The organism is Streptomyces sp. NPDC097981 (assembly GCF_040302565.1).
GTDB lineage: Bacteria > Actinomycetota > Actinomycetes > Streptomycetales > Streptomycetaceae > Streptomyces.
Genome location: NZ_JBEORW010000006.1, coordinates 101,434 through 124,298 on the forward strand (window position 1 = coordinate 101,434; position 22,865 = coordinate 124,298).

Below are 22,865 nucleotides of genomic sequence, written 5' to 3' on the forward strand. Positions count from 1 at the left end.
CGCGGGGTCTGGGGCGCAGCCCCAGGACGACGGCCAGCAAACGAACACCGGCAGAGGGGACGTCATGCTCGACCACCTGATCAAGGGCGCCATCGTCGTGGACGGGACCGGCAGTCCCGCGTACGTCGCCGACGTCGGGCTCCGTGAGGGGCGGATCGCCGTCATCGCCGAGCCCGGCACCGTCCAGGAGACGGCCCGGACCGGCGAGGACGCCCACGGGCTCGTACTGTGCCCCGGGTTCGTCGACCCCCACACGCACTACGACGCCCAGCTGTTCTGGGACCCGTACGCGACCCCCTCCATGAACCACGGCGTCACCACCGTCGCCGGCGGCAACTGCGGGTTCACCCTGGCCCCGCTGCACCCAGGCCGCCCCGAGGACGCCGACTACACCCGCCGCATGATGAGCAAGGTCGAAGGCATGGCCCTCAAGGCCCTTGAGGAAGGCGTCGACTGGACCTGGTCCGGCTTCGGCGAGTACCTCGACGCCCTCGAAGGGCGGATCGCCGTCAACGCCGGGTTCATGGTCGGCCACTGCGCACTGCGCCGGCACGTCATGGGCGCGGACGCCGTCGGCGGCCAGCCCACCCCCGAGCAGATGCAGCAGATGCTCGACCTCTTCCACGACGCCATGAACGCCGGCGCCTGGGGCCTGTCCACCACCCAGTCCGCCACCCACTCCGACGGCGACGGCGCCCCCGTCGCCTCCCGCCACGCCAGGCCCGCCGAGCTCATCGCGCTGTCGAAGGCCGTCGCCGAACACGAGGGCACCCAGCTCGAAGCGATCGTTGCGGGCTGCCTCGACCAGTTCGCCGACGAGGAGATCGACCTCCTCGTCGAGATGAGCGCCGCCGCGGGCCGCCCCCTGAACTGGAACGTCCTCACCATCGACGCCGCCGTCCCCGAACGGGTCCCGCGCCAGCTGGTGCCGAGCGAGCGCGCCCGCAAGGCCGGAGGCCGCATCGTCGCGCTGACCATGCCGATCCTCACCCCCATGAACATGTCGCTGGGCACCTTCTGCGCACTGAACCTCATCCCCGGCTGGGGCGAGATCCTCGGCCTGCCCGTGCCCGAACGGATCGCGAAGCTGCGCGACGCCGGCGTACGGGCCGAGATGCTGCGCCGCGCCGACAGCAAGGAGGCCGGGGTCTTCCGGCGTCTCGCCGACTTCGGCCGCTACGTCATCGGGGACACGTACAGCAAGGAGAACGAGGGCCTGTCCGGCCGGGTCGTGAACGACATCGCCGCCCAGCGCGGCCAGGACCCCTTCCAGTGCCTGGTCGAGATCTGCGCCAACGACGACCTGCGTACGGTGCTCTGGCCCATGCCGACCGACAACGACCCGGCGAGCTGGGCCCTGCGCGCCGAGACCTGGCAGCAAGAGGACGTCATGCTCGGCGGCTCCGACGCCGGCGCCCACCTGGACCGCATGTGCGGGGCCCCGTACACGACCCGCTTCCTCGGGGACTGCCTGCGCGGCCGCAAGCTGCTGCCACTGGAGCAGGCGGTGAAGATGCTCACCGACGACCCGGCGCAGCTGTTCGGGCTGCGTGAGCGCGGCCGGATCGCCGAGGGCTTCCACGCGGACCTGGTGCTCTTCGACCCGGAGCGGATCGAGGCCGGGCCCGCGACCCTCGTGCACGACCTGCCCGGCGGCAGCCCGCGCCTGGACGCCCGCGCGATCGGGATCGTGTCGGTGCGCGTCAACGGCGTCGAGACCATCCGGGACGACGAGGTCACGGGGGCGATCCCCGGGACCGTGCTCCGCTCGGGCCGCGACACCAGGACGGTGAGCACACGATGAGCGAGCCCGTACGGCAGAAGCTGTACATCGGCGGCGAGTGGGTGGAGCCCGAGGGCGGCCACTACGAGGTGGTCAACCCGGCGGACGAGTCGGTGGTCGGGCTCGCGCCCGAGGCCTCGCGCGGACAGGTCGAGGAGGCGGCGCGGGCGGCGGCGGAGGCCTTCGAGGACTGGTCCCGTACGGCCCCGGAGGAGCGCGCGGCGATCCTGGACCGGGCCGCGGACGTCATGCAGCGCGAGTACGAGCCGTGGTCGGCCCTCGCCCGGGCCGAGACGGGCGCGCCGACCGGGATCGCCCGCGGCATGCAGGTCGGGGTCGGGGTGGCCCGCTTCCGGCGGTACGCGAAGGGCGCCCTCGAACCGGTGGAGCGCGGGCTGCCGCCGCAGGTCACCGAGGCCGGGCCGATGGGGAAGGCGAGCATCCTGGGGGCGCTGGAGGTGCGCCAGCCGGTCGGCGTCGTCACCTGCATCACCTCGTACAACAACCCGTGGGCGAACCCGGCGGGCAAGGTGGCCCCGGCCCTGGCCATGGGGAACACGGTGGTGGTGAAGCCGGCCCCGCAGGATCCGCTGTCGGTGTTCAAGATGGCCGAGGCGCTGGCGGAGGCCGGGGCCCCGGCGGGCGTGGTGAACGTGGTCTGCGGCGCCTCGGCCGAGGTCGGCGAGGCCGCGGTGGACTCCCCGTACGTGGACATGGTGTCGTTCACCGGCTCCACGGGCGTCGGGCAGCGCATCGCGGAGGTCTGCGGCAGGTCCATGAAGCGGCAGCTGATGGAGCTCGGCGGCAAGGGCGCGGCGGTCGTCTTCGAGGACGCAGACCTGGACGCGGCGGTGATGGGGATCGGCACCACCTTCTCCTTCTACAGCGGCCAGATCTGCACGGCCCCGACCCGGGTGATCGCCCACCGGTCGGTGTACGACCGGCTGATCGAGAAGCTGACCGGCTACCTGGCCTTCATGAAGGTCGGCGACCCGGCGGCGGCGGGCACGGTGGTGGGCCCGGTGATCTCGGCGGCGCACCGGGACCGGGTGGAGTCGTACGTCGAGCTCGGGCGCAAGGAGGGCGCACGGATCGCGTACGGCGGCGAACGCCCGGTCGTGGGCGACGGCCGCGGCTTCTACGTGGCCCCCACGCTGCTGGTGGACTGCACCAACGACATGCGGGTGGTCCGCGAGGAGATCTTCGGGCCGGTGGTGGTGGTCGTGCCGTTCGAGGGCGGCGAGGACGAGGCCGTGGCCCTGGCCAACGACAGCGACTTCGGGCTGCTGAGCTACGTGTGGTCCGGGGACGCGGCGCGCGCCTTCCGGGTGGCGCGCCGGCTGCGGGCGGGCGGGGTCGGCGTGAACACCATCGGCCGGAACATGGAGGCCCCGTTCGGCGGCTTCAAGCGCTCGGGCGTCGGCCGGGACGTGGGCTCGTACGCGCTGCACGCGTACAGCGAGATGCAGTCGATCGTCTGGGCGGGCTGAGGGAGGGGCCAGCGGGGCCGAGAACGCACAGCCGAATGTCGCGGCGGGCCCGGCCGGCCGGTCCGACCAGGCGGCTTCCGGTGGCTTCCGCAGCTCCCGGCAGGTACCTCGGCGGGCCCGGCCGGCCGGTCCGCCCAGGCGGCTTCCGGCGGCTCCCGCAGCTCCCGGCAGCCACCGGCGGCTTCCGGGTCAGCCCGGTCGCCCCGGTCACCCCGACGTGGCCGGGCGGTGACCGGGGCCCCGGCGGGTCGTTCTGCACGGCATGAACGCCATGAAGCGCAGCCTTGCCGCCCTGGTCCTCTCCGGCGGCGCCCTCGCCCTGACCCCCGTCGCTGCCCACGCCGACGGCCCCAGCCTGGGGGCGGCCGCTCCGCTCGCCCACCGCGTCGGCGAGATCGCCGACCACCCGGCCCAGACCGTGCAGGACACGAAGACGGCCGTGGCCGTGACCGCCTCCGCCGCCGGGTCCGCCGCCAAGGCCGCCGACTCCTCGCTCGTCGGCGCGGGCGGCGCCCTGCACGGGCTGCCGAAGGCCCCGGCCGTCCACTGACCCGGCCGCGAGGACCGGGTCGAACCCATCGGCGCCCACGCGGCAGGGCTGACGGGCGGGCCCTCAGGGGGAGTTGATCGTTGAGCAGCCCATGATCCTCTGGTTGCTCAACACCTTCAGCACCTTCACCCTCGGCGTGCTCCTGGTCGGCGGCTTCGTCGCCCTCGCCGTCGGCGGCAGCGTCGCCGCCCGCCGCCGCTTCCCGCACCTGGCCGGCGGCGAGCACAACGAGATGGTCGGCGTCGCCCTCGGCATGTTCGGCGCGATCTACGGCATCATCCTCGCCTTCGTCGTCGTCACCCTCTGGACCCAGCTGGAGAACACCCAGACCATCGTCGCGACCGAGGCCACCGACCTGGCCCTGGTCGTCCGCAGCTCCGAGGCCTTCCCGCCCGCCGATCGCGCCCGCATGGAGCGGGCGGTGGGCGACTACGTGCACGCCGTCGTCGACATCCAGTGGCCGCTGATGCGCGATGGCCGGCCGAGCTACGAGGCCACCGCCGAGCAGACGCACGGCCTCTACAAGGCGCTCCAGGCGTACGAGCCCGCCGGCACCCGCAGCGAGACCTTCTACGGGGAGGCCGCAAGCCGCCTCAACGACGTCGCCGCGCAGCGCCGGGCCCGCATCACGATGGCGGAAACGTCCCTGCCGGTACTGCTCCAGGTGCTGGTGTACGGCGGCGCGCTGGTGATCCTCCCGCTCACCTTCCTGTTCGGCCTGCGCAGCCTGAAGATGCAGCTGCTGTTCGTCTCGGCGGTGGCGGGGCTGATCGGCTTCAGCCTGCTGCTGGTGATGGCCATGGACCGGCCGTTCGCGGGCGACCTGAGCGTGAGCCCGGCCCCGTACAAGGAGGCGGCGCTGGCCCAGTTCTGGGTGAGGTAGGAGGCGCGCTGCGGCCCGGCTACCGCCGCAGGCCGCGCAGGCCGCGCAGGCCGTGGGGGCTGCCGAGGCCGGTGGCACGGTCGTATCCCGGAATCGCGCAGTAGGCGCCGGCGCAGCCGGTGACGATGTCGTGGAAGCTGCCCGGGTGCGCGTAGGGGTAGGTGTTGGGGCGGTCGGTCGGGCCGGGCCGCCCGGCGAGGGCGTACATGCCCGCCACCAGCGGGGCGGAAAGGCTGGTGCCGCCGGCGACCTGCCAGCCGACGGTCGGATTGCCGGGTGTCGAGTCGTACACGGCGAAGCCGGTGTCGGGGTCCGCGACCGCGGAGATGTCGGGAGTGGAGCGAGTGGCGCAGGGGGCGAAGCCCTGCTGGAAGGCCGGCAGCGGCTCGTACAGGGAGCAGCCGCCGCCGGTGCCGGCCCAGGCGCTCTCCGTCCAGCCGCGGTGGTTGAACGCACGGGTCAGCCTGGTACCGCCCACCGAGGTGACGTTCGGGGAGACGGACGGATAGACCGGCACGCCTCCGATGTCGCCCGAAGCGAACGTGTAGACGAGGCCCGGGGGGAAATGGAAGTCGACCGACGACTCGGGGGGCTGCTCGGCGATGGCCCAGCTGCCGTTCACGGCCACCACGCCCGGCAGGTTGCTCGCCACGTCGACGGCCGGCAGGAGGGAGCTGACGATGAACGCGGTGGGAGCCTCCACGAGGCTGATCGAACAGCCCGGGCAGGAGGCGCTGACGGCCTGAATGTCGATCGCGGCCTCAAGGGTCCAGACGGGGTCGACGGTGGGGGGCTTGATGCCGGTGGAGTAGACCTTCTGGAAGCAGCCGTTGGCGGTGGTGCAGGGAGGCAGGTGGAACTGGCGGCGGTAGACCGCCAGATCCTGTTCGGCGGTGGGGTAGTCGTTGGCGACGACGATGGCGACCCTGCGCCTCGCCCCGCCGAACCAGGGCAGCTCGTACGCGCTGTGGATGTCCCGTGGCGACAGGCCCTCCGGCTGCTGGCCCGGCAAGAGGAACGGCCTCGCCGGCAGATCGGTCCGGATCACCGCCATGCAGAACGCCCGACCGGGTTCGCTCCTGTCCGGGCAGAGCCGTACGGAGGTCGGGCCGCCCGTGCCCGTGCCCGTGCCCGTGCCCTGGCCCGTGACCGCCGGGGGCCTGTCGCCGACCGGGCCGGCCTGCGGCTGTGCGGCCGCAGAACCTGCGGCCAGGCCGGCGAAGGCCACCGAGGCGGCCATCAGAGAGCTGATCAGACGCCTGCGCATGACGCTCCGTAAGGTGTTGGGCGGCCCGGGAAGCCGGGTGTGGCCGATGACGTTCTTCATGCCGAAGGCCGGATGATCCGGCCAGGCATTCTCGGCAGCCCGCGGCCGTCTGCTCTCCGACCGCCGCAGCGGACGGCCCCACATGCAGCAGCCATCTCACCGGGATGGCGCATGCGGTTCCCGCCATCAGCCCCAGGTCCGGGAGCAGAGCACGAGCCGGTAGCCGTCGGGGTCGGCGACGGTGACCCCGTACTCGTCCCAGTACGGGTTGTGCGCGGCGACCCGGGTCCCGCCGTGCTCGACGAGCCGCCGGACGAGGGCCTCGTCGGGGGCCTCGCCGAGGTAGACGACGAACAGGTCGTCGGCGGTGGGGGAGGGCGCGACGGGGTTCTCGGGATTCCGGGTGAGCTCGAAGTGCCAGCTGCCACCGGCGGGCCCGACCATCAGCAACTCGTGCTCCCCGGGCGCGGGATCGGAGCTGCGCCACTGCACCAGCAACCCGAGCCCGTCCACGTAGAACCGCTCGGCGGCGGCCAAGTCGAGGGAGGGCCGGGCGATACGCACATGGGTACCTGAAGTGATCACGCGTGGAGCGTACGGGGGTTGGCGCGCTTGCGATCTCGTCCGCATGCAAAGGACTCGTACGACTGATCGATCACGGCTGCACCGCCCCGCGGTGTGTGGGTAACGTGGCGCGGCGGGCAGCTTTGCGACGAGACACGGGGGTGTCGACGATGTCGTTCGAAGACGAGTGGGCCACAGAACGCTCGGTCGGGGGCGGGCTGCTGATGGACAAGAGGTATCTGGTGCTGCCCGCCGTGCTCGTCGCTGCGGCGGCCGTCGTCGCCGCGGTGCAGCTGTGGCCCAGCACGCTCAAGGACCTCCGGGCGGAGAATCTGTGTCTGGGCATGCTCACGCGGGAGACGGCTGGTGTGCTGGACGACCGCAAGGGCGGCGAGCTCGTCGTGGACGACGATTCCGGCCCGGTGTTCTCCGCCGTCTGCTTCGTCAGCCGGCGTATCGAAGGGGCCGACCGGCTGCAGTACACCCTCGACGCCCGGCCCGCCGACACCCTCGATGCCCCGATGAAGGGCGCCACCCAGCTCACCGCCGGCCGCTCCGGCTGGGTGGGACCCCGGCAGAGCGAAGTCCAGCTTCCTGCCGGCTGTGGGAAGGAGATGAAGACGGACGCCCGATACGTGACCGTCACCCTCAAGGTCGCACCCGGCGTCGTCGTGGCGGAGAACTGGAACGACGCGGCCCTGATCGCGGCGTCCCGTACGGTCGTCCTGGAGGCCGTCGACAACCTTGCCAAGCAGTACGACTGCAAGGGGTGAGGCCGGCCGGCGGGCACGAGGGCGGTTCCCCGCGGACGCGTCGAATCCGCCTACGGATCGTGCGGAGCCGGTGTGGTCTGGCGGCGATCGGTCCGGCACGGGGTGTGCGGAAGATTTTTTCGGCGGGCTGTCACACATGTGGGGTGCGGCGGGTCATTGGAGTGAAGAGCGCAACGAACCCGCCCGATGAGGAGCATCCAATGTCCACCACCGCCACCGTCGTCACCGTCGTCGCCGCCGTCATGTCGGGCTTCTCGGGCGCATCGGTCTTCGCCCGTGCCAAGTTCGTAGTCGAGCCGCTGGCCGACTACGGGGTCCCGCAGTCGTCGTGGAACCTGCTGGGCACGGCGAAGGCCGCAGGCGCGGTCGGCCTTCTCGTCGGCCTGTTCGTCCCGGTCATCGGCCTGATGGCAGCGATCGGCCTGATCCTGTACTTCACCGGTGCCGTGATCGCCGTCCTGCGGGCCCGCTCATACGCACACGTCCCCTTCCCCCTCCTCTACATGGCCCCCGTCGTCGCCGCCCTCACCCTCGGCTTCCCCGCCTGAGCCTCCCCAGCTCTCCCGCATCCGGCCGGACCAGCCCCGGACGGCCGCCGGACGCCGAACAAAGAGGAGCGCGTAGCGATCTGAAGCGTCCGCGGGGCCACCCGGCACACGATGGGCATCTCATCGCCGTCTGGTGCAGGTTGACCCCACCCGGGTCGGGAAAGGGGCCGATCTGGGGCCATCCCCTCCCCGCGGACCCGTCGCCGGCCCGGACCGGTGGTCCTGGTGGACTGAGGTACGGACGACAGCGGACTCTGTCCGGGATCTCTGATGGACCCGTGTGCCCATATGTCCCCCATGCCGTTCCTTCGGGGGCTTCCCGACAGTCTTTGGCATTCCGGGGCGGGACGGTCGGTCAAGGGTGGCCGAAGGCCATCGCGTAGCGACGCGACGAAGGAGCGCCCTTGAGGGACCGGCCCGGCACGGAAGGACAGTGAGACTGGCGGGCAGCCCCCGGCACCTCTTCCGACGCCGTCGGGCCGGAGCTCAGGCTCCGGTGACCCCGCTGAGGAAAGCCGTCCAGGCCCCGGGGCGCACGGCAAGTTCCGGGCTCGCCGCGAGCTTGGAGTCCCGGATCTGGACAGCGTCGGCGCATGCCGCGACCTCGACGCAGCTGTCGCCTTCGCTGCCGCTGTAAGTGGACTTGTGCCAGGTGAGCGCGACCTCGACGCAGTCGTCACCCTCGCTGCCGCTGTAGCTGCTCTTGAACCACTGCAACGGGGAGCTGTTCACAGGGATCCTCGCATTCGCATCAACAGGCCCGCGCTGTCAGCAGGATTGAGGGCCTGGATACGAAGTTTGGCATACCGCTGATGGAGCACGCTGATGGCTTTTCCGTCGGAGATGACGTGACCCGTCTTCTGTCCCTCGCTGTAGCCCAGCCACTCGTTGTCCTCGGTTTCGAGGAGGCGGAAGGGGCCATCGGTCCCCGCGTGAAGCGGCTGGATCAGCGGCATGATCTGGATGTCGACGTTGGGGAGTTTCGAGCACTCCAACAGGTGGTCGATCAGCTGACGCGTCACTTCCGGTCCGCCGGTCTGCCGCTCGATCACCGACTGCTCGATGATGAAGCTGAAGGCGATGTACGGGGTGCGCATCAGGAGCTTCTGTCGTTCGGCGCGGGCCATGATGCGTGCCTCGACCTGGCCCGGTGTGGCCAACGGGGGGACGTTGTCGATCTGGGCGCGCGCGTACGCCTGCGTCTGTAACAGCCCTGGAATCGACCGGCACTCGTACGTGTTGAGCGCGACCGCGATGTCCTCCAGCTCGGCCCACCGCCTGAACCATGACGCGAGCCCCCGTCGCCGATGTAGCTGTTTGGCGGCGATGCGGATCACGCCGAAAGCATCCAGGACCTCCTCCGCCCGGTTCACGAACTTCGCCGACGGGTGCCGGCGGCCCTGCTCGACCGAGCCGACGTACTGGATCGAGTACCGCACCTGCTCGGCCAGTTGCTCCTGGGTCAGTCCGGCCCGTTTGCGGAAGGCCTTCACCGTCTCGCCGAAGTTCCGCAGGTCGCTGTCCGGCTCGACCTCGCCGTCACCGCTGTCCTCCTGGCTCGCCATCGCGGTCACCTCCCGGATGCCAGGCTCACGGGTAGTGACCGCTACTGTCCAGAGCGTGAACTCGTACAGATGAAAAGTAGCGGTCGGGTTTCTGTGGAACAGCCCCACTCACAGGGGACGTTGCTTCCATGAGCGCACCCTCTGGCCCCGCCCAGACCCTCGTACGCGTGTTCACGCAGCGTTTCAGCAGCACCCGGCGCGGTGCCCGCCTCGCCCGGTGTCTCGCCATGGTCGAGCTGCACGACTGGGGGATCCCGCACCGCACCCCGCTCTCCGAGGACGCGGAGCGGATCGTCGCCGAGTTCACCGCCAATGCCGTCACCCACGGGCACGCCGCCGGGCGGGACTTCGAGCTCAAGCTGACCCTCGTCGAGAACGTGCTCCGCATCGAGGTGTCCGACGCCCGGCGGGAGCGGAGGCCCGCCGTGCAGCCGCACGCGTACCAGGCCGAGGGCGGCTACGGCCTGCGGATCGTCGATGCCCTCGCCGCCGACTGGGGGGTCACGGACCGGCTGATCGGCAAAACCGTCTGGGCCGAGCTGGCCGTCAGGACGGCTTGTGCCCCTCTTGTGGGTGATGGCGACCGTGGCAGTTTCGAAGTAATTTCAAAGATGTGACCGCTGAGAATGCTGTGAACTTCTCCGAACTGGTGAACAAGAACAAGCAGACACTGGCTCGGCTCAAGGAATCGCCACGGCTCCTCCTGCACCGCAGAGACGGTGAGGACCTGGTCCTCACCACTGCAGCGCGAGCTGAGCAGGACCAGACTGTGGTTTCGGCTGCGACCCGGATGCTGGCTGCGATGGCGCGGCGCGAGCCCGGCAGCATGGAGCTGCTCCTGGACATACTGCCGGACGCATTTCCATGGGTTCGCTTCCTGCCGGAGCCCGACGTGCATGCGTTCGCTGTCGAACTGGTCGACACCATGCGTGCCGCCGACTCCATCGGCAACAGCGCCTCTGTCGCCCAGTTGCTCGTCGCATGGCAGCACACGGCCGAGGTCCACTCCGACCCCGAACTGCTCGACGCGCTGACCACGGACCACGATGCGGACTACGGCCCGGTGCCCGACCCGCGAGGCGTCGTATGACGGCGGGGCGCGGAGATCGCGCCGCGCCGCCCGCGCCTGAAGGCCAGTGGGAAGTCCGCTTTGCTGACGCGGCCTCGGCCAAGGGCTGGGAGAGCCTCGCCCGGCAGGCTCCCGAGAACACGTTCCGGGCATGGACCGTCATGCGCACGGATCCCGCGCCGGCCGTCGAAACGGCCCGGCATCACCGGTTGAAGGGCAGCTTGGCCCACGGCGCACACCGCGGGCGTATCTGCCGCCAGTGGCAGATCGAAGTAACCGGCGGCGGGCGCATCTGGTACCTCGTGGACACGGCTTGCGACACTTGCTGGATCACCTTCGCGGGGACCGGGCATCCGCGAGCTACGGAGCGTCGATGAGCAGCAGCCCCGGCGGCCTGCTGTTCGGCCCGAACGGCGATCGGCCTGGACGAGGACCCGGCGGAAGCCATCCGGCTGCCGAAGATCGCCGCCGCAGAGCTGTGGCAGTCGAGCGCATGCGACAGCTGGTCGCGGACGGCGAGATCGACCTCTCCGCGATCGAGGGCGCGCAAGAGCCGGGAGGGCAGCCCGTGCGCCGCATCACGGACTGAGCGCGCCGCACCGCCCCGTCAGGGTCGCCGGCGGGGTGGTTCATGCGGATCCTTCCGGGACCGGGACGTAGATGCTCACCCGGTAGGTCGTCGGGTGGACGAGGCGGCCGCAGAACATGTCGATCCTCAGGTGCGTGGGGTCGGTGACCTTGCCCTCGGCGTGGAGGCGGCGGACGTACTCCTTCAGCTCCGAGTGCTCCTGTGTCGAGAACAGCGGCTCCCAGCGGCCGGGTACGTCCTCCGCCCGGCGGTGGGCCCGCTCCCTGCTCCGTTTGCGCTTGCGCTGACCAGGCATGTGGATCAGCCCCCTCTCGGAGGCCATGGTCGGGCCGAGCCCTCGCCCGCGTCGACCGAATTGGAGCCGGTCCACAGGTCAGAGGTACTGCGCGTAGCCGTCCAGCACCCGCTGGATCTCGGCCTCCTTCGCCGACGGGAGCTGGAGGACGACCTCCTCGATGCCCAGGTCGGCGTAGTGGCCGAGCTTGCCCGGGTTCGGCTGGACCGCGTACGGGACCACCTGGAGGGTCTTCGGGTCGCGGCCCGCGGTCTCCCAGACCTGGCGCAGCACCGGCAGGGACTCGGAGAGGCCGCCGCCGCCGATCGGGAGCCAGCCGTCGGCGTGGTCGGCGATGGCCGAGAACAGCTTCGGGCCGGCCTGGCCGCCGATCAGGGTGCGGGGGCCGTGGAGCAGGTGGCCGGAGCCGAGTTCGCGCGGGGGCTGGGCCGGTTTGGGGTAGGCGGTGCTGGCCTGGACGGAGCAGAACTGGCCCACGTACGCGGCGGGTTCCGGGGCCCACAGGGTGCGCATCAGAGCCATCCGGTCCCGGACCAGTTCGCGGCGGGTGCGCCAGTCGACGCCGTGGTCGGCGGCTTCCTCGACGTTCCAGCCGTAGCCGATCCCGAGGGTGAAGCGGCCGCCGGAGAGGTGGTCCAGCGTGGCGATCTGCTTCGCGAGGTCGATCGGGTCGTGCTGGGCGACCAGGGTGATGCCGGTGCCGAGGGTGAGGCGTTCGGTCACGGCGGCGGCCTGGCCGAGGGCGATGAAGGGGTCGAGGGTGCGCCCGTACATCTCGGGGAGCTCGCCGCCCATGGGCGCGGCGGTGTCGCGGGCGACCGGGATGTGGGTGTGCTCGGGGAGGTAGAGCCCGGCGAATCCGCGCTCCTCAAGGCAGCGGGCGAGGCGGACGGGGGAGATGGTGTGGTCGGTCAGGAAGATGGTCGTGGCGATCCGCATGGCTGAGGGCACCTCCATGGCTGTCCGGGCTGTCCGGGGTCTCCGGCCGGTATGGGCTTACGGGCTGTACGGGTTTTCCCGGCTGTACGGGTCGTCCGTGACTCCCGGGACCGGCGAAGGGCCACGCTACGGCCTGCGGGCCGCAATGTTGAGGGGGCGTCAGCCGACGGGGTAGCGGGCCGGCCAGCCCGAAGCGGAGACCGCCGGGCCGTGCAGGGAGGGGCCCTGGGTCATTTCGAGGGCGAAATCGTCGGCGAGTTCCAGCAGGGTGGGCCGGCCTTCGAGGTCCGCGAGCCAGGTGCCGGGGAGGGCGGTCTCGCCGTGGAGGGCGCCGAGCAGCGCGCCGCAGAGGGCCCCGGTGGCGGTGGAGTCGCCGTCGTGGTTGACGGCGAGGCGCAGGCCGTGCGGGATGTCCTCGGCGACCAGGGCGCAGTAGACGGCGACGGCGAGGGCGTCCTCGGCATCGCGGCCCCCGCCCGGGGAGAGGGACGCGACGGTGTCCGGGGAGGGCGGGGCCTGCGGGACGGCCGAGACGGCGCGCTGGAGGGCGTCGGTGACGGCCTGGTGGCCCGGGCGGGAGCCGAGGAGGCCGAGGGCGCGCTCGATGGCCGCGTCGAGGGAGTCGCCGCGGGTCAGGCCGTGGACGATGACGGCGAATGCCCCGGCGGAGAGGTATGCGGCGGGGTGGCCGTGGCTCTGCGCGGCGCACTCGGTGGCGAGCTGGAGCACCAGGGCGGGCGCCCAGCCGACCAGCAGGCCGAAGGGGGCCGAACGGGTGGCGGCCGCCGCGTCGCGGGCGGTGGGGTTCTTCGGCTGGCCGAGGGTGCCGAGGGTGTCGTCGGCGAAGCCCGTCAGGCAGGCGCGGTCGGGGCCGCGGCGGGCGTAGAGCCACTCCTCCCGGGCGAGCCAGCCGTTGTCCTTGCGGCGCTCGTCGGGGCCCCAGTCGTGCTGGGTGGCGGCCCAGCGCAGGTACGCGCGGTGGATGTCGGTGGGCGGGTGCCAGGCGCCGGTGTCCCGGCGCACGTGGGCGCGGATCAGCCCGTCGACGGTGAACAGGGTGAGCTGGGTGGCGGCGGTGACCGTGCCGCGGCGCCCGTACGCGGGGGCGGGCTCCGTCAGGCCGTGCGGGCCGTGGGCCTCGCGGATGCCGTCGAGGGAGAGGTCGGCGACGGGGGCGCCGAGGGCGTCGCCGAGCGCGGAGCCGAGGAGGGTGCCGCGGATCCGGCTGCGGAAGTCCTGCTGTTCGGCGCGGCCCCAGAGGCCGGTGCTCGGGCTGGGCCGGCCGCCGAGGGTATCGCCGCTCCGCGGCGTGGCCCCGGCCCTGGTCCCGGTCGCGGCTCGCGTGGCGGCGCCTGCCGCTGCCGCTGCCGCGGCTGCTGCTCCGGCTCGCGCCCCGGTGCCGGTCGCGGCTCTGGTTACGGCCCCGGCCCCGGTCCCGGCCGCGGCCCCGGCCCCGGTCCCGGCCGCGGTCCCGGTCCCGGTCCCGGCCCCGGTCCCGGCCCCGGCTTCCCGCTTCAGGTCGGTTCCGGGCGCCGTCGGGTCCGGCTGTCCGCCGGTCGCCTTGTCCGTTGCCGTGTCCATCGCGATCCCCCTGCCCCGCCCCCGCATGCTTTGGCGCGCACTGTAATGGACACGTCCGATCAGATCCGGAGGGAGAAGGTCCAGCAGCCCGTATGCGAGTGCAGAACGGCTGGAATGCGTACGGGGATATGGAGGTGATCCGGAGACATCTCGTTCACATCCGGTTCGAAAGGGTCGGCAGATGTGCAGGTAACGCGCCCTGATCGACTCATGGCACGTTTTGCCACTCGCCTTGGAGCCGGTCGGTTTCGGCCATGTCTCGTTCATGCAGAGTTCTTCGGGGGCCAACAGCCTCAAGGGCATGAAGAAGGCACTCCCCGCCGCGACCGTCGTCGCCTCCGCTCTCACCGCTTTCCTGGTCGCGGCCCCCGCCGCCACCGCGGCCCCGGCCTCCACCGGCTGGGACCTCCCCTGGACCGGCCACCACCACAGCCGGACCGCCATCCCCTTCACCGAGGCCACCGTCACCGCCGGCGCCGACGGTGCGTTCACCCTGAAGTGGAAGGCCCAGGGCATCAAGCGGGTCGAGATCAAGGCGAACGGCAAGGTCGTCGCCAAGGGCGGAGCCGAGGGCACCGCTGTGGTGTCGGGGCTGCCGGCCGCCGACCGCCAGTGGTTCGACTTCACGCCCGACCGCGGTACGGGCCTGCACCTCGCCGACCGGCTGGTCAAGCTGGAGGGGACGGTCAACTTCCGTGACGCGGGCGGCTACCGCACCACCACCGGCCAGTGGGTCAAGATGGGCGAGGTCTACCGCTCCGACGCCCTCAACAAGCTGACCGGGGCCGACCTGGCCAAGCTCCGGCGCCTGCGCGTCAAGACCGTCTTCGACCTCCGCATGGCGGACGAGCGCACCAAGGACGCCGACAAGGTCCCCGCCGGCGCCACGTACACCGTCGCCGACGTCTTCGCCGGCTCCGGCTCCTTCCAGGCCATGCCCAAGTCGCCCGCCGAGGCCGTCAAGGCCATGGTCGACGCGGAGAAGGCGATGGTCGGCGCAGACGGCGGCAGGAAGGCGTACAGCCAGGTCTTCGAAGGCCTGGAGCGCGACCGCGACCGCGCGGTCCTCTTCCACTGCACCGCCGGCAAGGACCGCACCGGCTGGGCGAACGCCACCCTGCTGACCGCCCTCGGCGTGCCGAGCGACATCGTCATGGCCGACTACCTGGCCAGCAACGACTACCGCAAGGCCGCCAACGACGCCGTCCTGTCGCACCTGCCGGCCCAGCAGGCCGCCGTCTACAAGCCGATGCTCGACGTGCACCCCGAGTACCTGAACTCCGGCTACGACGAGGTCAAGGCGGAGTACGGCACCTTCGACCGGTACCTGAAGGACGGGCTCGGCGTGGATGCCCGCGAGCTGAAGCAGCTCAAGAAGGACCTCCTCGTCGGCTGATGCCGCGCCGCAGGGCGAGGGCCCGGCCGGATCTCCCCGGCCGGGCCGTCCGCGTTCCCCCGTGCCGGCCGGGTCAGTCCAGTACGGGCAGCAGTTCCGGCAGGTGCCCGTCCGAGGCGCGGGCCGCCTCCTGCCTCTCCTGCGGGACCTCCCCGTACAGCGTCGTACGGGCCTTCGCGGGCCGCCCGGCCGCCTCCGCGACGGCGATGAGGTCCCGGACGGACTTGTACGAGCCGTAACCCGACCCGGCCATCCGGGAGATGGTCTCCTCCATCAGCGTGCCGCCGAGGTCGTTGGCCCCCGACCGCAGCATCTCGGCCGCGCCCTCCGCGCCCAGCTTCACCCAGCTCGTCTGGATGTTGGTGATGTGCGGGTGCAGCAGGAGCCGGGCCATCGCCGTCACCGCCCGGTTGTCGCGGACCGTCGGACCGGGGCGGGCGATGCCCGCGAGGTAGACGGGCGCGTTGGTGTGGATGAACGGGAGCGTCACGAACTCCGTGAAACCGTCCACGCCCTTCGCCCGTGCCTCCTGCTGGATCCGGGCCAGCGTGCGGAAGTGCCCGAGCCAGTGCCGCGGCTGGTCCACGTGCCCGTACATCATGGTCGACGAGGACCGGATCCCGAGCTCGTGCGCCGTGGTGATGACGTCGATCCAGTCCGCCGTCGGCAGTTTGCCCTTGGTCAGCACCCAGCGGACCTCGTCGTCCAGGATCTCCGCCGCCGTGCCCGGGATGGAGTCCAGCCCGGCCTCCTTGGCGGCCGTCAGCCACTCCCGTACGGACATCCCCGTCCGGGTGGCCCCGTTGACGACCTCCATCGGGGAGAAGGCGTGCACGTGCATGCCGGGGACCCGCTGCTTCACCGCCCGCGCGATGTCGAAGTACGCCGTCCCGGGCAGGTCCGGGTGGATGCCGCCCTGCATGCACACCTCGACGGCGCCCACGTCCCAGGCCTGGGCCGCCCGGTCGGCGACCTGTTCGAGGGAGAGGGTGTACGCGTCGGCGTCGGTGCGGCGCTGCGCGAAGGCGCAGAAGCGGCAGCCGGTGTAGCAGACGTTCGTGAAGTTGATGTTCCGCGTGACGATGTACGTGACGTCGTCGCCCACCACCGACTTGCGCAGGTCGTCCGCGATCCGGCACAGCGCGTCCAGCGCCGGGCCATCGGCGTGCAGCAGGGCGAGGGCCTGGTCGTCGGTGAGCCCGGCCGGGTCGTCGGCGGCCTGCGCGAGCGCGGCCCGTACGTCCGTGTCGATGCGCTCCGGGGCCATGCCGGGCGCCGCGGCCTCGCGCAGGGCGTCCCAGTCGCCGTAGACGTGGTCGAAGTCCGTGCGCCGGTCGCCGGTCCGGCCCTCGGTGTCGACGGCGGTGTGCAGATCGGTGCGCCCGGCGGAGGTGAACGCCTCCTCCGGTTCCTGCCACGGGTGGCCGGTGACGGCGGCGTCCGGGTTCGCGAGGCCGGTCTGTGGATCGGCCAGCGCCCGTACGTGCGGCAGCAGCCGCGGATCCAGCCACGGCTCGCCGCGCTGAACGAACTCCGGGTACACGCAGAGCCGCTCGCGCAGCTCGAATCCGGCCGCCGCGGACTGCTCGGCCAGCGCGTCGATCTGGGGCCAGGGGCGCTCGGGGTTCACGTGGTCGGGGGTCAGCGGCGAGACGCCGCCCCAGTCGTCGATGCCGGCCCGGATCAGCCGGGCGTACTCCCCGTCGACCAGGTTGGGCGGCGCCTGGAGGCAGCCGGAGGGGCCCATGATGTGCCGGGCGACGGCGACCGTGGCGACGAGGTCGTCCAGCTCGGCATCGGGCATGCCGCGCATCGCCGTGTCCGGCTTGGCGCGGAAATTCTGGATGATCAGCTCCTGTATGCCGTGGTACGCGCGGGAGACGCGGCGCAGCGCGAACAGGGACTCGGCGCGCTCCTCGTACGTCTCCCCGATCCCGATGAGCAGCCCGGAGGTGAACGGGACGGAGGACCGGCCGGCGTCCTCCAGCACCCGCAGGCGGACGGCGGGCTCCTTGTCGGGGGAGCCGTGGTGCGGGCCGCCGGGCTCGGACCACAGGCGCGTGGCCGTGGTCTCCAGCATCATCCCCATGGACGGCGCGACGGGCTTGAGCCGCTGGAACTCGGCCCAGGACATGACGCCCGGGTTGAGGTGGGGCAGCAGGCCCGTCTCCTCCAGGATCAGGATGGAGATGGCCCGTACGTACGAGACCGTGTCGCCGTACCCCTGTGCTTCGAGCCACTCGCGCGCCTCGGGCCAGCGGTCCTCGGGTTTGTCGCCGAGGGTGATGAGCGCTTCCTTGCAGCCCAGTGCGGCGCCGCGGCGGGCGATGTCGAGCACCTCGTCGGGGGACATGTACATCCCGTGGCCGGCCCGGCGGAGTTTGCCGGGGACGGTGGCGAAGGTGCAGTAGTGGCACTTGTCGCGGCACAGGCGGGTGAGGGGGATGAACACGCTCTTCGAGTACGTGATGACGCCGGGCCGCCCGGCGGCGGCGAGCCCGGCGTCGCGGACCCGGGCGGCGGAGGCGGCGAGGTCTTCGAGGTCGTTGCCGCGCGCCTGGAGGAGTACGGCCGCCTCGGTCGCGTCGAGCGCGACGCCGTCGCGGGCCCGCCGCAGCGCGCGGCGCATCGCGTTTTCGGTCGGAGCGTCACTCGGAGTGGTCATGCCGTGAGCATACGATCCGAGGGCCCGCGGACGAGGCGGCTTCGGGGGCTCATCGCATCAGCTCACCGGCGTTGACCAGCAGGGACTGGCCGGTTATCGCGCGCGCCCGGTCGGAGGCGAGGAACACGGCGGCGTTGGCGACGTCCCCGTCGGTGGCGAGGTCGGGCAGCGCCATGCGGTCGGTGAGCCGGGCGTGGACCTCGGCTTCGGGGACGTTTTCGGTGTGTGCGGTGAAGGTGACGAAGGCCTGCACGGGCGGTCCCCACATCCAGCCGGGGAGCACGGTGTTGACCCGGATCCGGTGCGGGCCGAGCTCGCGGGCCATGGAGTACATCGCGGAGGTCAGCGCGCCTTTGGAGGCGGCGTAGGCGGCCTGCTGCACCTCGTTGGGTGCGGCGACGGCGGACTGCGTGCCGATGATGACGACGGAGCCGCCGCCCGCTTTGAGGGGGGGCAGGCAGGCCCGGGTCATGCGCAGGGTGCCGAGCAGGTTCACGTCGATGATCTGCTGCCAGGTGCCGAAGTCGGCGTTTTCGAGGCCGCCGAAGTACGAGTCCCAGGCGGCGACGTGGACGACGGCGTCGATCCCGCCGAAGCGGGTCCGGGCCAGCTCGGCCAGGGCCGTGCACTGGCCTTCGTCGGTGATGTCGGTCGGCAGGTGGGCGGTGCGGGTGCCGTCGGGGTCGATCTCGGCGGCGGATTTGGCGAGATTGGCCTCGGTCCGCGCCCCGAGCACGGCGTTCCCGCCGTCCCGTACGACGGCGGCGGCCACCTGGTGGCCGAGCCCGGCCCCGACGCCGGAGACGATGACGGTCTTCCCTTGCAGCAGCATGCGCGTGCCTCCCGGCGAGGGGTTCGTATATCTGACGGTGCGTCAGGCTAGAGCCTGCGGCCGGGGGAGGGAAGGGGAGCGGGGTGCCCGGGCCCGGCCGGCGGGATGGAACGGCCCGCACCCCCTCGCTATCTGATGCCCCATCAGCTAGACCCTTCCCCATGACGACAGAAGAGCAGGGCCGCGACACCCGCGCCGACGCCTACGCAGAGCTCGCCGCCGTCGGGCCGTACGGCGTCCGTCCCGGCCACGCGCTGATCACCATGGTCGAACCGCACCCGGGCCACGAGTACGCGTACAACCGCTGGTACGAGGACGACCACTACTACGCCGGCGCCATGGCCATGCCCTGGATGTACGCGGGCCGCCGCTGGGTCGCCACCCGCGAACTCCAGGAGCTGCGCTACCCCGAGAAGTCGGCCGTCGCCCAGCCCGTCACCGCAGGGTGCTACATCTCCACGTACTGGGTCACCGAGGGCCGCTACGACGCGCACATGAAGTGGACCGTCGGCATCAACAAGCGGCTGAACCGGGACGGCCGCGTCTACCAGGACCGCACCCACGTCTTCACGGCTTTCCAGGACCACGAGGCCACGGTCTACCGCGACGGGGCCGCCGGTCCCCGGGACTTCCACGCCCTCGACCACCCGTACGCCGGCCTCGTCGTCCAGGTCGTCGACGCCGACGGTCCCGGGCAGCGGGCGGAGCTGCTGGAGTGGCTGCGCTCGCGCACCCTGCCCAAGCGGCTGCACGGCTCGCCGGCCGCGATGGTGACGGTCTTCCGGCCGACGCCGCTGCCCGGTGACCGGATGACGTACGTCAAGCAGGTCGAGGGAGTCGACACCCGGCTGACCCTGCTGTGGTTCCTGGAGGCCGATCCGCGCACCTGCTGGGACCGGTTCCGGGGGCTGGACACGGAGGTCGCCGAGGCCGGGCTGGGGCGGGTCGAGCTGGTGGCGCCGTTCATCCCGACGGTGCCCGGGACCGACCGGTACGTCGACCAGCTCCGCTGAGCGGAAGCGGAGCGCGGAGACGGAGCCGGACATGGCCGAGCCCTCTCGGCCGGGACGGCGGGCCAGTCGAGAGGGCTTCAGTCAGTGGTGCAGGTGGTGCCTGTAATGCAGTTGTTGCGCGTGATGCAGAGAAAGGGGTGGGGTCGTACGCCGTGACGCTCAGGCGAGGCGCCCCAGCCGGCCCTCGGTGACGTCGGCGACGAACGAGGTCCAGGAGCCCGGCGCGAAGGTGAGGGACGGACCGTCCTGCACCTTCGAGTCGCGGACCGCGATGGCCTCCATGACGGGGGACTTGACCTCGACGCAGGCGCCGTTTCCGCCGGAGTAGGAGGACTTGGTCCAGTTGTCCGTGGCGCCCTGACGAATAGCCATGTTTCTCTCCGGTTCAGCTCGTTGTGCCAGTGGATTGTCGGCCATTTCGGCTTCCCGGCCGACGTGATCGACGCTACCGGCACCTTCCGACGGGTGAAGGGGTCGTTCACCCGACCGAGTGGCATATTCCATTCAGGACTTCTGTGGCTGGGGAGTGACGGTGTACCGTGCCGGACCCCTCGCCACCTGCCCGTCAGTGCGGTGTCCACTGCCTCCGGTTTTACTTCCCCTTGTCCGCATACTCGCCGATGATCTCGGCGATGAACTGACGGGTCTGTTCGACGTTGAGCGCCTGTGCACGCAAGTGCTCGTACATCACGCTGTACTGCTGAACGTCGTTGGCCTTCTCCAGGTACAGATCGCTCGTCACGCCCTCGATGTAGACGACCGTGGAGTCGGACGCGTCCGGGAATTCGAGGATGGCGTACTGGCCGTTCACGCCCGGATGGGCGCCCATCGAGAACGGCATCACCTGCACGGTGATGTACGGCTGCTCGGACTGCTCTATCAGGTACTCAAGCTGCTGGATCATCAGTTGCGGGTCGCCCACGTGCCGGCGCAGGGCGGCCTCGTCGATGACCGCCCACAGCCGCAGCGGCCCGACCTCCGGGTTGTTGTTGTCCGTCTCGGAGAGCCGTTTCTGCCGGTGCATCCGGACCTGGACGCGCTTCTCCACGTCGGCCGGTGCGGTCTCGGGCAGCGCGCCGCGGATGAGGGCCTGGGCGTACTCCGGGGTCTGGAGCAGGCCGGGCACCATCTGGGGTTCGTAGGTGCGCAGGCTGGCGGCATCGGTCTCCAGGCCGATGTAGACGCTGTACGGGATGTCGCCGAAGGCGTGCCACCAGCCCTGCTGGCGGGAGTCCTTGGCCATCTGCATCAGGGAGTCGACGAGCCGGCGGTCCTCGACCTCGTACACGTCGCACAGATCGCGGACGTCGCGCTGACTGATGGAACGGCGGCCGTTCTCCAGCCTGCTGATCTTCGACTGGGAGACGAGCAGGCGCTCGGCGACCTGCTCGGCCGTCATGCCCTTGTCCTCGCGGAGCTTGCGCAACTCCATGCCCAGTCGGCGGCGTCGGACGGTGGGATTGACATTGGACGCCACGTGAACGGCACCTCCGCCTTCTTCTCGTTCTGTCCCTCTGCGTGTCTGATGGTGAGCAGACTGCCACCGAAGGGCGGGGCGGCGCCGGAGAACGGCCCGGAAATGCAGACGCGCGGGACGGCGGGGCCGGCGGACCGGCCTCGCCATCCCGCGCGCTGGCGGCTCCCGAACCGGGGTATCGGGGGAACCGGTTGCGGCGATGGCGGTTCGGTGGAGCGGTGAATCCGTGAAGCTGTGGAGCCGTGGATCAGTGTGCGGCCGCGCGGGCCATCGCGCCCGTCCGGCGCGCCTGGAGCGGAACGCCGCTGGCCGTGGCCCGGGCGGGCGGCGGGGCCGCCGGTGCGCGGTCACGGCGCGGCTGCGCAGCCACACCGTTCTGGACGTCCATGACGGCGTGCGCCACGAGGCCGCCCATCGGGTCGTGCCGGATCAGGTCCCGCAGCCGGGACCTGGACGAACGCCCCTCGTTGCCGGGGTACAGGTGCTTGCCGAGTCCGACCGCGTGGGCCAGTGCGGCGAGCGCCGCGGTCCGCGGGTCCGGCGGTACGCCGGTGCGGATCGCACTGTCGAGCCGGGCGCGGATCTCCCGGCTGATCGCCGTGTCGGTCGCCTGGTAGCGAGTCGTCGGCAGTACCCCGCACATCTGGCCCGCGACGGCATGGACCATGCCGCAGCGCTCCAGGTGCGCCAGGTAAATCTGGCGGAGCCCCAGCCGGGGTCCGCCGATCCAGTGGACGGCCCGTACCGGGCTGCCGCGCCTGCGCAGCAGTTCCAGTGCGGAGTCCAGAGTCGGATCTCCTGTCGGCCGTGGCATCACCACGGCGATACGATCCCCATCAGGGGCTATCCGTCCTGCCAGAGCCAGCTCCACTAGCTGTGCCCCGGCCAGGCCGAGGTCGAGCGACTGCGGCTGCGCCGTGGTACCCGTGGTCGGGTCCAAAGCGAGCAGCAGAAGCTCCTCCGGAATTGTTCTGCGGCTCCTGCCCATCCATGCCTCCCCGCGTGGATGAGTGACAGGGTGACGCCTCTCACATTCATCTGTCGAGAGCGCCTGGTCGCTTTGTAGGGGAACCGGCAGCTATGTCGTTCTCGTCTAGCACGGGGGCGATGCCCCCTAGACGGGACACTGTTAGACATTCGGACAGCCGAACGTGGTGGCGATCGAGGAGGAACTGGTGGCGGGCGAGTCCCCCGACAAGTCGGTTGATGAAGGAACGCCGGGGGCGGCGAAGTCCTCCGCGGAGCGTGACCCCAGGCTGTCGGTGTTCCGGCCGCGGGAATCCGAGTCCGGGACCGCCTCGGGTGAGGGCAAGGGCCGCGATCCGCTGCGCGAGGCGGTCGCGGCGTGGGTGGCCACGTCCGACGCGGATGCCGATGACTCCGCCGGGGAGCCGAAGCCGGCCGCCGGGTCCTCTGGACGGGTGGACTCCGGGTCCGCGTCCCGGTCCGGAGCCGAGAGCGACAAGGCCGGGTCCAAGCCGGAGCCGGTCGCCGAGGACTCCGACACGGATGCCGATGCCGATGCCGCATCTGTTCCTGCGGACGAGCCCTCGGACTCCGAGCCGGCGTCGGCCGCGAAGCGTGGT

The 22,865-nt window shown here is 71.5% G+C and carries 21 protein-coding genes and 2 pseudogenes; 11 read left to right on the forward strand and 12 right to left on the reverse strand.

The annotated features are described in order from the left end of the window. Window positions 1-64: 64 nt before the first annotated feature. The 4 genes from ABTY04_RS08135 to ABTY04_RS08150 all read left to right on the forward strand — a co-directional run bounded on the left by ABTY04_RS08135 (window position 65) and on the right by ABTY04_RS08150 (window position 4,706). Window positions 65-1,804: an N-acyl-D-amino-acid deacylase family protein gene (locus ABTY04_RS08135; RefSeq protein ID WP_352212507.1), complete on the forward strand. Its 1,740-nt coding sequence runs from the start codon at window positions 65-67 to the stop codon at window positions 1,802-1,804. Next, window positions 1,801-3,273: an aldehyde dehydrogenase family protein gene (locus tag ABTY04_RS08140; RefSeq protein WP_352212508.1), complete on the forward strand. Its 1,473-nt coding sequence runs from the start codon at window positions 1,801-1,803 to the stop codon at window positions 3,271-3,273. The genes ABTY04_RS08135 and ABTY04_RS08140 overlap by 4 nt, the downstream gene beginning before the upstream one ends. A gap of 262 nt (window positions 3,274-3,535) precedes the next feature. Continuing rightward, window positions 3,536-3,823 carry a hypothetical protein gene (locus ABTY04_RS08145; RefSeq protein ID WP_352212509.1) on the forward strand — a complete coding sequence of 96 codons (288 nt, stop codon included), beginning with the start codon at window positions 3,536-3,538 and terminating at the stop codon, window positions 3,821-3,823. Window positions 3,824-3,914: 91 nt separating this feature from the next. Further along, entirely contained in the window at window positions 3,915-4,706 is a 792-nt protein-coding gene (locus ABTY04_RS08150) for a bestrophin-like domain (RefSeq protein ID WP_352212510.1), read from the forward strand. A gap of 19 nt (window positions 4,707-4,725) precedes the next feature. On the opposite strand, the gene ABTY04_RS08155 is transcribed toward ABTY04_RS08150, so the two are convergent. Continuing rightward, window positions 4,726-5,973: a S53 family peptidase gene (locus ABTY04_RS08155; RefSeq protein ID WP_352212511.1), complete on the reverse strand. Its 1,248-nt coding sequence runs from the start codon at window positions 5,971-5,973 to the stop codon at window positions 4,726-4,728. 186 nt (window positions 5,974-6,159) lie between these two features. Next, complete coding sequence (locus ABTY04_RS08160) at window positions 6,160-6,558, reverse strand: VOC family protein (RefSeq protein ID WP_502996576.1); 399 nt, start codon at window positions 6,556-6,558, stop codon at window positions 6,160-6,162. Window positions 6,559-6,707: 149 nt separating this feature from the next. Between ABTY04_RS08160 and ABTY04_RS08165 the strand changes: the two genes are divergently transcribed. Continuing rightward, window positions 6,708-7,310 (forward strand): hypothetical protein, encoded by a 603-nt coding sequence (locus ABTY04_RS08165; RefSeq protein ID WP_352212512.1) that lies wholly within the window; start codon window positions 6,708-6,710, stop codon window positions 7,308-7,310. A 200-nt stretch (window positions 7,311-7,510) separates the two neighbouring features. Beyond that, window positions 7,511-7,858: a DoxX family protein gene (locus tag ABTY04_RS08170; protein WP_352212513.1), complete on the forward strand. Its 348-nt coding sequence runs from the start codon at window positions 7,511-7,513 to the stop codon at window positions 7,856-7,858. A gap of 486 nt (window positions 7,859-8,344) precedes the next feature. On the opposite strand, the gene ABTY04_RS08175 is transcribed toward ABTY04_RS08170, so the two are convergent. After that, window positions 8,345-8,590: a DUF397 domain-containing protein gene (locus ABTY04_RS08175; RefSeq protein WP_352212514.1), complete on the reverse strand. Its 246-nt coding sequence runs from the start codon at window positions 8,588-8,590 to the stop codon at window positions 8,345-8,347. Further along, a complete protein-coding gene (locus tag ABTY04_RS08180; protein ID WP_352212515.1) occupies window positions 8,587-9,423 on the reverse strand; it encodes a helix-turn-helix domain-containing protein in 837 nt (278 codons plus the stop codon). The genes ABTY04_RS08175 and ABTY04_RS08180 overlap by 4 nt, the downstream gene beginning before the upstream one ends. A gap of 128 nt (window positions 9,424-9,551) precedes the next feature. Here ABTY04_RS08180 and ABTY04_RS08185 point away from each other — a divergent pair, with 128 nt between their 5' ends. Continuing rightward, window positions 9,552-10,040: an ATP-binding protein gene (locus tag ABTY04_RS08185; RefSeq protein WP_352212516.1), complete on the forward strand. Its 489-nt coding sequence runs from the start codon at window positions 9,552-9,554 to the stop codon at window positions 10,038-10,040. Between the two features lie 14 nt (window positions 10,041-10,054). Further along, a complete protein-coding gene (locus ABTY04_RS08190; RefSeq protein WP_502996577.1) occupies window positions 10,055-10,513 on the forward strand; it encodes a hypothetical protein in 459 nt (152 codons plus the stop codon). Window positions 10,514-11,121: 608 nt separating this feature from the next. Here the strand turns inward: ABTY04_RS08190 and ABTY04_RS08195 are convergent. The 3 genes and pseudogenes from ABTY04_RS08195 to ABTY04_RS08205 form a co-directional block, all read right to left on the reverse strand. Then, window positions 11,122-11,376: a hypothetical protein gene (locus ABTY04_RS08195; RefSeq protein WP_352212518.1), complete on the reverse strand. Its 255-nt coding sequence runs from the start codon at window positions 11,374-11,376 to the stop codon at window positions 11,122-11,124. Between the two features lie 78 nt (window positions 11,377-11,454). Next, complete coding sequence (locus ABTY04_RS08200; protein WP_352212519.1) at window positions 11,455-12,315, reverse strand: LLM class F420-dependent oxidoreductase; 861 nt, start codon at window positions 12,313-12,315, stop codon at window positions 11,455-11,457. A 159-nt stretch (window positions 12,316-12,474) separates the two neighbouring features. Beyond that, a pseudogene (locus ABTY04_RS08205) lies at window positions 12,475-13,584 on the reverse strand (ADP-ribosylglycohydrolase family protein); the annotation flags it as partial. 613 nt (window positions 13,585-14,197) lie between these two features. On the opposite strand from ABTY04_RS08205, the gene ABTY04_RS08210 reads away from it, so the two are divergent. Further along, complete coding sequence (locus ABTY04_RS08210; RefSeq protein ID WP_352212520.1) at window positions 14,198-15,292, forward strand: tyrosine-protein phosphatase; 1,095 nt, start codon at window positions 14,198-14,200, stop codon at window positions 15,290-15,292. Between the two features lie 73 nt (window positions 15,293-15,365). On the opposite strand, the gene ABTY04_RS08215 is transcribed toward ABTY04_RS08210, so the two are convergent. After that, window positions 15,366-17,957 (reverse strand): bifunctional FO biosynthesis protein CofGH, encoded by a 2,592-nt coding sequence (locus ABTY04_RS08215; protein ID WP_352212521.1) that lies wholly within the window; start codon window positions 17,955-17,957, stop codon window positions 15,366-15,368. A 49-nt stretch (window positions 17,958-18,006) separates the two neighbouring features. Beyond that, window positions 18,007-18,789 (reverse strand): SDR family oxidoreductase, encoded by a 783-nt coding sequence (locus tag ABTY04_RS08220; protein WP_352212522.1) that lies wholly within the window; start codon window positions 18,787-18,789, stop codon window positions 18,007-18,009. 161 nt (window positions 18,790-18,950) lie between these two features. On the opposite strand from ABTY04_RS08220, the gene ABTY04_RS08225 reads away from it, so the two are divergent. Next, complete coding sequence (locus ABTY04_RS08225; protein ID WP_352212523.1) at window positions 18,951-19,802, forward strand: hypothetical protein; 852 nt, start codon at window positions 18,951-18,953, stop codon at window positions 19,800-19,802. Window positions 19,803-19,961: 159 nt separating this feature from the next. Here the strand turns inward: ABTY04_RS08225 and ABTY04_RS08230 are convergent, their stop codons facing one another. The 3 genes from ABTY04_RS08230 to ABTY04_RS08240 all read right to left on the reverse strand — a co-directional run bounded on the left by ABTY04_RS08230 (window position 19,962) and on the right by ABTY04_RS08240 (window position 22,267). Then, entirely contained in the window at window positions 19,962-20,174 is a 213-nt protein-coding gene (locus tag ABTY04_RS08230; protein ID WP_133897754.1) for a DUF397 domain-containing protein, read from the reverse strand. Window positions 20,175-20,394: 220 nt separating this feature from the next. Next, entirely contained in the window at window positions 20,395-21,279 is an 885-nt protein-coding gene (locus ABTY04_RS08235; protein ID WP_352212524.1) for a helix-turn-helix domain-containing protein, read from the reverse strand. Window positions 21,280-21,526: 247 nt separating this feature from the next. Continuing rightward, a complete protein-coding gene (locus tag ABTY04_RS08240) occupies window positions 21,527-22,267 on the reverse strand; it encodes a GOLPH3/VPS74 family protein (protein ID WP_352212525.1) in 741 nt (246 codons plus the stop codon). Between the two features lie 163 nt (window positions 22,268-22,430). Between ABTY04_RS08240 and ABTY04_RS08245 the strand changes: the two are divergent. Next, window positions 22,431-22,865: pseudogene (locus ABTY04_RS08245) on the forward strand (hypothetical protein); the annotation flags it as partial.

Bases quoted from the DNA above. Each gene is read 5' to 3' on its own strand.
- ABTY04_RS08135 (WP_352212507.1), top strand. From the start codon at position 65: ATGCTCGACCACCTGATCAAGGGCGCCATCGTCGTGGACGGGACCGGC.
- ABTY04_RS08140 (WP_352212508.1), top strand. From the start codon at position 1,801: ATGAGCGAGCCCGTACGGCAGAAGCTGTACATCGGCGGCGAGTGGGTG.
- ABTY04_RS08145 (WP_352212509.1), top strand. From the start codon at position 3,536: ATGAACGCCATGAAGCGCAGCCTTGCCGCCCTGGTCCTCTCCGGCGGC.
- ABTY04_RS08150 (WP_352212510.1), top strand. From the start codon at position 3,915: ATGATCCTCTGGTTGCTCAACACCTTCAGCACCTTCACCCTCGGCGTG.
- ABTY04_RS08155 (WP_352212511.1), bottom strand. From the start codon at position 5,973: ATGCGCAGGCGTCTGATCAGCTCTCTGATGGCCGCCTCGGTGGCCTTC.
- ABTY04_RS08165 (WP_352212512.1), top strand. From the start codon at position 6,708: ATGTCGTTCGAAGACGAGTGGGCCACAGAACGCTCGGTCGGGGGCGGG.
- ABTY04_RS08170 (WP_352212513.1), top strand. From the start codon at position 7,511: ATGTCCACCACCGCCACCGTCGTCACCGTCGTCGCCGCCGTCATGTCG.
- ABTY04_RS08180 (WP_352212515.1), bottom strand. From the start codon at position 9,423: ATGGCGAGCCAGGAGGACAGCGGTGACGGCGAGGTCGAGCCGGACAGC.
- ABTY04_RS08185 (WP_352212516.1), top strand. From the start codon at position 9,552: ATGAGCGCACCCTCTGGCCCCGCCCAGACCCTCGTACGCGTGTTCACG.
- ABTY04_RS08195 (WP_352212518.1), bottom strand. From the start codon at position 11,376: ATGCCTGGTCAGCGCAAGCGCAAACGGAGCAGGGAGCGGGCCCACCGC.
- ABTY04_RS08200 (WP_352212519.1), bottom strand. From the start codon at position 12,315: ATGCGGATCGCCACGACCATCTTCCTGACCGACCACACCATCTCCCCC.
- ABTY04_RS08210 (WP_352212520.1), top strand. From the start codon at position 14,198: ATGAAGAAGGCACTCCCCGCCGCGACCGTCGTCGCCTCCGCTCTCACC.
- ABTY04_RS08215 (WP_352212521.1), bottom strand. From the start codon at position 17,957: ATGACCACTCCGAGTGACGCTCCGACCGAAAACGCGATGCGCCGCGCG.
- ABTY04_RS08220 (WP_352212522.1), bottom strand. From the start codon at position 18,789: ATGCTGCTGCAAGGGAAGACCGTCATCGTCTCCGGCGTCGGGGCCGGG.
- ABTY04_RS08225 (WP_352212523.1), top strand. From the start codon at position 18,951: ATGACGACAGAAGAGCAGGGCCGCGACACCCGCGCCGACGCCTACGCA.
- ABTY04_RS08230 (WP_133897754.1), bottom strand. From the start codon at position 20,174: ATGGCTATTCGTCAGGGCGCCACGGACAACTGGACCAAGTCCTCCTAC.
- ABTY04_RS08240 (WP_352212525.1), bottom strand. From the start codon at position 22,267: ATGGGCAGGAGCCGCAGAACAATTCCGGAGGAGCTTCTGCTGCTCGCT.